We start from the raw sequence: 6,326 nt of genomic DNA on the forward strand, positions 1-6,326 counted from the left end.
GGGCACAAGGCCGTGATGACGGTTGTCTTCGTGGTGCCGACGTGGAGAGGTCGAGGTCGTGAAACTTGCGCTGCAACTGGGATATTGGGGAGCGGATCCCATCGTCGACGCCCCGGAGCTCATTGCCGCGGCCGAGGAGTCGGGATTCGACGCCGTGTTCACCGCGGAGTCGTGGGGGTCGGACGCCTACACCCCGCTGGCCTGGTGGGGCGCGGCGACGTCGCGGATACGGTTGGGGACCGCGGTTGCGCAGTTGTCTGCGCGACCGCCCACATCGCTCGCGATGCATGCGCTGACCCTCGACCATCTCTCGGGCGGCAGACACATCATCGGGCTGGGGGTGTCGGGACCTCAGGTCGTCGAAGGGTGGTACGGGCAGCCGTTCGGCAAACCACTCGCTCGCACAAGGGAATACGTACAGATCGTGCGCGACGTTCTGTCGCGCGCCGACCGAGTGCGCAGCGCGGGACCGCACTATCCGCTGCCGTATCCGGCCGACGCACCAGGTGCGACGGGACTGGGCAAATCGCTCAAGCCGATCACGCATCCGCTCCGCGCCGACATACCGATCTGGCTGGGCGCGGAGGGGCCGAAGAACGTCGCACAGACCGCGGAGATCGCCGACGGCTGGCTTGCGATCTTCTACAGCCTCTCGCTCGCCGATCAGTACGAGTCGTGGCTCGCGGAGGGATTCGCGCGCCCGGGTGCGCGTCGGACGCGCGACGACTTCGAGGTCGCGGCAACCGTGCAGGTGGTGATCACCGACGACGTCGCCGCCGCTGTCGACGCGTATCGACCCGCCACCGCGCTGTACGTGGGCGGGATGGGCGCCAAGGAGAAGAACTTTCACGCCGAGCTGTACCGCAGGATGGGCTATGGCGAGGTGGTCGATGAGATCGGCAGGCTGTTCCTCGCGGGTCGTAAGGAGGAGGCACTCGCAGCGGTGCCCGACGAGATGGTGCGCGAGACGATGATCGTCGGTACCGCCGACGAGGTGCGCGAGCAGATCAAGCAGTGGGAGTCGGCGGGTGTCTCGATGCTGATGGTGACCACGCGCGACGCCGCCGCGATCCGCGAGCTCGCGACGCTGGTGTGAGCGGCCGTCAGCCGACGGGCTGTTCCGACAACCGGGCGGGCACTCTGCGCGGTGTCAGCGAGACGTAGAAGTCTTTGGGCACCATGGTGAGTCGCTCGTCGACGCGAAGTTCATAGTCGGGATCGGGTGCGACGTCGTATCGATGGAGCAGGCTCGCGAGGACGAGTACCGACTCGTGGAGCGCGAATTGTCTTCCGATGCAGGCGCGTACGCCGTTGCCGAACGGTTTGTAGGTGTGCGCCGGACGCTTCTTGATGTTCTCGGGGAGGAAGCGGTCCGGATCATAGGAATCGGGATCGTCCCAGACCGCGGGATCGCGGTGGACCTGGGCGAGGATGATGACCGCCCAATCGTCCGGTGTCATGCGGTAACGCCCGCCGAGCATCGTCGTCGATCGTGGGCTGCGTGCGAATGCGGGCACCGTCGGCCAGATTCGTAATGCCTCGTCGAGTGCGCGCCGGATGTAGCGCAGGCGTGGCACCTGCTCGAAAGTCGGCATCGCCGTCGGATCGTCGCCGAGCGCGTCGTCGGCCTCGCGTTGTGCCTGTTCAAGGCATTCGGGGTGCTGTGACAGGTAGTACAGCGCGAACGACAAAGCGCCCGAGGTGGTTTCGTGTCCCGCGACGAGGAAGGTGAGGATCTGGTGTCGGATGTTCAACGGTGACAGGCGTTCTCCGGTCTCGGGATGTGCGACGTTGAGCATGATCCCGAGCAGGTCGTACTGGTCGGTGGTGTGCTCGCGTTCTGCGATGAGGTCGTCGAGCAGGTCGTCGACGTAGTTCTGCGCCTGCGCGTTGCGGCGGTCGAGCAGGGCGGTGAGGTAGCGTCCGCCGGGCGCGGTGCGCAGTGCTCCCTTGCGTCGACCGGTTTCGAGCGCGCGGATCATGGCACTGACGAACGGGTGCTGCTCTGCGGAGGTGAAGGACCCGAAGTCGTGGCTGAATGCGGTGCGGCTCAATGTTTCCATGGTCAGCTTCGTCATGTCACGCGTGACGTCGACGGTGGTGGTGTCGGCGGGGTCGGTCGGTAGTGCGTCCCAGTAGTCGAACAGTTCGTTGGCCGTCTGCAGCATGATCGGGTGATAGGAGCGCATGGCCGACTTGGTGAACGCGGGCATCAGAAGGTCATGTGCCAGTTGCCAATTGGACTCGTCGTTGCGGGCGGTGAACAGGCCGTCGCCCGCGTAGTCGCGTAGCGCCTCGATCGCGGGCGGAAGCGCCTTGCAGAACTGCGATTCGTCGCAGAGTTCGGCGGTGAGTTCGGCCGAGGCGATGAAGACGAACTTCTGGCGGAAGACCTGCATCTCGTAGATCGGGCCGAGGTTGGCGCCGAGGGTCAGCATGCTCAGCAACGGATGGCGGGGATCGGCGACGCCGAGATCGCCGATCAGTGGCTTTCGACGCCCGGGACTCGGAAATCGTTGACCTGACCAGTCGTTGTCGATGTGCAGCCGCGCCATGCTCCGACCCTGCCGCCTTCCGGTTGGCCTGTCAACGAGTGGTCACTCGGCGGTGTTCACCAGTGGTCACTCGCCGGTGAAGACGGGCTTCTCCTTGTTGGCGAATGCCCGTGGGCCGACTTTGGCGTCTTTGCTCATGAAGACACGCATCCCGAGGTCGGCGTCGATCTTGAACGCGTCCTCCTCGTGCATCCCCTCGGTGTCGCGGATGGTCTTGAGGATCGCCTGGACGGCGAGCGGGCCGTTGGCGGCGATGACGTCGGCGATGTCGAGGGCCTTGTCGAGCGCCGAACCGTCGGGTACGACGTGGCCGATCAGGCCGTACTCCTTGGCTTCGGCTGCGGTGATGTGGCGTCCGGTGAGCAGGATGTCGGCGGCGATCGTGTAGGGGATCTGACGAACGAGCCGTACGGCGCTGCCGCCGAGGGGGAACAGGCCCCATTTGGCCTCGGAGACACCGAACTTCGCGCTCTCGCCCGCGACTCGGATGTCGGTGCCCTGCAGGATCTCGGTGCCCCCGGCGATGGCGGGTCCCTCGACGGCTGCGATGAGCGGTTTGGTGAGTCGACGGCCCTTGAGGAGTGCGGGCATCCGGGTGAGGTCCCACCCGCCGTCGGCGAACTTGTCGCCCGCGGGCTTGGCGTTCATCGACTTGAGGTCGGCGCCCGCGCAGAAGTATCCGCCTGCACCGGTCAGGATGGCTACACGGATGTCGGGATCGGCGTCGACCTGATCCCAGGCCTCTTCCATGATCGCCATCATCTCCGTCGACAACGCGTTGCGCGCTTCCGGGCGATTCATGGTGACGATGAGAACGTGGCCGCGCTTCTCGACGAGGCACTCCGGCATCTGTACTCCTCGGTGGCTGGTGATCGGTAGCCGAACAGGCCTTGCCGAAAACAGTAACACGTTCTAATTTTGTCGTCATGGCCTTCCATATCGCTGACCTGATCGAGCACGCCGTCGACCTGATGCCCGACCGGACCGCGCTGGAAACAGACGACCGGTCGATGACGTATGCCGAGCTGGAGCGAGAGGCGAATGCGCTCGCGCACGAACTGATCGAACACGGCGTCCGGCCGACCGACTCGGTGGGTCTGTACAGCAGGAACACCCTCGAGTGCGTCGTCGCGATGCTGGCGATCTTTAAGGTCCGTGCGGTGATGGTAAACGTCAACTACCGGTACGTCGCGGCAGAACTCGAGCACATCGTCACCGACTCGGACATGAAGGTGTTGATCTACGAGCGCCAATACGGTGACCGCGTGCGGAACGTGTTACCGAATGCGCCGAAACTGGCGCACGTGATCGTCGTCGAGGACGGCAGCGACGAGCCTGCGCCCGACGGCGCGATTCCCTACAAGGATGCCATCGCGAGGGGGAGCGTCGACCGTGACTTCGAGCCGCGGAGCGACGACGACCTGTACATGCTCTACACCGGCGGCACGACGGGGTTCCCGAAGGGCGTCGTCTGGCGCCAGGAGGACATCTGGCGGGTGTTGGGCGGCGGAATCAGCTTCTACACCGGTGAGCGCGTGTCCGACGAGTGGCAGCAGGCTCGTGACGGTGCGGCGGGGGGACAACTGGTGCGCTTTCCGATCCCGCCGTTCATCCACGGCGGGTCGCAGTGGGCCGTGTTCCAAGAACTCTTCGTCGGCGGCAAGGCCGTGATCTACCCGGAGTTCGGCGCGCACCTCACCTGGCAGATCATCGAGCGGCACAAGGTCAACGTCGTGATGATCACCGGAGATGCGATGGCGCGACCGATGGTCGACGCGTTGCGTGCGGGGCATCCCGATGGGCGTACGTACGACACCAGTTCCGTGGTCTCACTGGCATCGTCGGCTGCACTCTTCTCTGCGAGTGTCAAGGACGAGTACCTCGACCTGTTGCCGAACCTGCTCGTCATCGACGCGATCGGGTCGTCGGAAACGGGTTTCAGCGGGATGTCGGCGGCGCAGAAGGGGCAGTCGCACACGGGTGCTCCGCGGGTGACCGCGGACAAGGCTGCTGTGGTGCTGCGTGAGGACGGAACGCGTGTCGAACCCGGCTCGGGCGAGGTGGGAATCCTGGCGCGTTCCGGCAACATTCCGCTGCGCTACTACAACGACCCGGCAAAGACCGAACGAACCTTCAAGGAGTTCAACGGGATTCGCTACTCGATTCCTGGTGATCTGGCGACCGTCGAAGCCGACGGGTCGATCACGATGATGGGTCGTGGATCGCAGTCGATCAACACCGGTGGCGAGAAGGTCTTTCCCGAAGAGGTCGAAGCGGCGCTCAAGGCGCATCCGGACGTGTTCGACACGGTCGTCGTCGGGGTTCCAGACGAACGATACGGTCAACGTGTCGCAGCGGTCATCGCTACTCGTGACGACGCCAGGCCGGCACTGGACGATCTGAACAGGGTTGTGCGCGAACAGGTTGCGGGATACAAGTGTCCGCGCAGCGTGTGGTACGTCGACGAGATCAAGCGGTCGCCTGCGGGCAAGCCGAATTACCGATGGGGCAGGGAAATCACCGAGACACGACCGGCCGACGCGTCGGTCCAGGCCGTCAGTGGAAGGGCATAAAGATATGGGCGAGAGAGTGATTCGCACGGAACTGACCGAAAGTTTTGGTATCGACTATCCGATCTTCGGCTTCACGCCGAGTCAGGAGGTCGCGGCCGCGATCAGTCGCGCCGGCGGAATGGGTGTTCTCGGATGCGTTCGCTTCAACGAGGCGTCGGAGCTCGACGAGGTGCTCGAGTGGATGCACGAGAACACCGACGGCAAGCCGTTCGGTGTCGACGTCGTGATGCCTGCCAAGATCCCCACGGAGGGAAGCAAGGTCGACCTGGAGTCGATGATTCCGCCCGAGCATCGGGCATTTGTCGAACGTACCCTCGACGACCTCGGGGTGCCGCCGCTGCCGGACGGCAACCGGGTGGATGCCGGAGTGCTCGGCTGGTTGCATTCGGTGGCGCGTTCGCACGTCGACGTCGCGATGGCGCACGCCCGAAAGTACGGACAGATCAAGCTGATCGCGAACGCGCTGGGTTCACCGCCGCCGGATGTGATCGGCGTCGCGCACGAGAATGGTGTGCAGGTCGCGGCGCTCGCGGGCGCGAAAGATCATGCGCTGCATCATGTCGAGGCGGGCGTCGACATCGTGATCGCGCAGGGCTATGAGGGTGGCGGGCACACCGGCGAGGTGACGTCGATGGTGCTCTGGCCCGAACTCGTCGACGCCGTCGGCGATCGCGCGCCCGTGCTGGCAGCGGGCGGCGTCGGCAGTGGTCGGCAGATGGCGGCGGCGATAGCCCTTGGCGCACAGGGTGTGTGGATGGGCACGTACTGGCTGACCGCGGCCGAGTACCGACTCGGCGCCACCGGCGACGGACCGTCGACGGTGCAGAAGGCGCTGCTCGCGGCGTCGTCGAGAGACACGGTGCGTCGTCGGATCTACTCCGGCAAACCCGCCCGACTGTTGAAGACGAAGTGGACCGACGCGTGGGATGCTCCCGGCGCTCCGGAGCCGCTACCGATGCCGCTGCAGAATCTGCTCGTGGGGGAGGCGCACGCGCGGATCTCGCAGGCGGACGACGCCGGCGTCGTCGCGATGCCCGCGGGCCAGATCGTCGGCCGGCTGAACTCGATCACCCCCGTCGCGGAACTGATCGCCGACCTGGTCAGCGAGTACCAGGAGTCCGCCGCTCGGCTCGGGAAGACGCTGGAGTAGGTGGGTCGGGGTCTGGTGTCTGTCTCTTATACACATCTGACGCTGCCG

Annotated in this window: 5 protein-coding genes; 3 read left to right on the plus strand and 2 right to left on the minus strand. The window is 65.3% G+C overall.

Annotation, left to right across the window (positions count from 1 at the left end; all coding sequences use genetic code 11):
- Positions 1–58: 58 nt before the first annotated feature.
- Complete coding sequence (locus A5785_RS01335; RefSeq protein ID WP_064864285.1) at positions 59–1,096, plus strand: LLM class F420-dependent oxidoreductase; 1,038 nt, start codon at positions 59–61, stop codon at positions 1,094–1,096.
- A 7-nt stretch (positions 1,097–1,103) separates the two neighbouring features.
- Here the strand turns inward: A5785_RS01335 and A5785_RS01340 are convergent, their stop codons facing one another.
- Both A5785_RS01340 and A5785_RS01345 read right to left on the minus strand, forming a co-directional pair.
- Complete coding sequence (locus A5785_RS01340) at positions 1,104–2,555, minus strand: cytochrome P450 (protein WP_064864287.1); 1,452 nt, start codon at positions 2,553–2,555, stop codon at positions 1,104–1,106.
- A 66-nt stretch (positions 2,556–2,621) separates the two neighbouring features.
- Entirely contained in the window at positions 2,622–3,404 is a 783-nt protein-coding gene (locus tag A5785_RS01345) for a crotonase/enoyl-CoA hydratase family protein (protein WP_064864293.1), read from the minus strand.
- Between the two features lie 77 nt (positions 3,405–3,481).
- Here A5785_RS01345 and A5785_RS01350 point away from each other — a divergent pair, with 77 nt between their 5' ends.
- Together A5785_RS01350 and A5785_RS01355 are read left to right on the plus strand one after the other, a co-directional pair.
- Complete coding sequence (locus tag A5785_RS01350) at positions 3,482–5,128, plus strand: acyl-CoA synthetase (protein ID WP_064864295.1); 1,647 nt, start codon at positions 3,482–3,484, stop codon at positions 5,126–5,128.
- Positions 5,129–5,147: 19 nt separating this feature from the next.
- A complete protein-coding gene (locus tag A5785_RS01355; RefSeq protein WP_064864314.1) occupies positions 5,148–6,278 on the plus strand; it encodes an NAD(P)H-dependent flavin oxidoreductase in 1,131 nt (376 codons plus the stop codon).
- Positions 6,279–6,326 lie beyond the last annotated feature (48 nt).

Origin of the sequence: Gordonia sp. 852002-50395_SCH5434458, from assembly GCF_001665905.1 — a bacterium.
Lineage (GTDB): Bacteria > Actinomycetota > Actinomycetes > Mycobacteriales > Mycobacteriaceae > Gordonia > Gordonia jacobaea.

Bases quoted from the DNA above. Each gene is read 5' to 3' on its own strand.
- A5785_RS01340 (WP_064864287.1), bottom strand. From the start codon at position 2,555: ATGGCGCGGCTGCACATCGACAACGACTGGTCAGGTCAACGATTTCCG.
- A5785_RS01345 (WP_064864293.1), bottom strand. From the start codon at position 3,404: ATGCCGGAGTGCCTCGTCGAGAAGCGCGGCCACGTTCTCATCGTCACC.
- A5785_RS01350 (WP_064864295.1), top strand. From the start codon at position 3,482: ATGGCCTTCCATATCGCTGACCTGATCGAGCACGCCGTCGACCTGATG.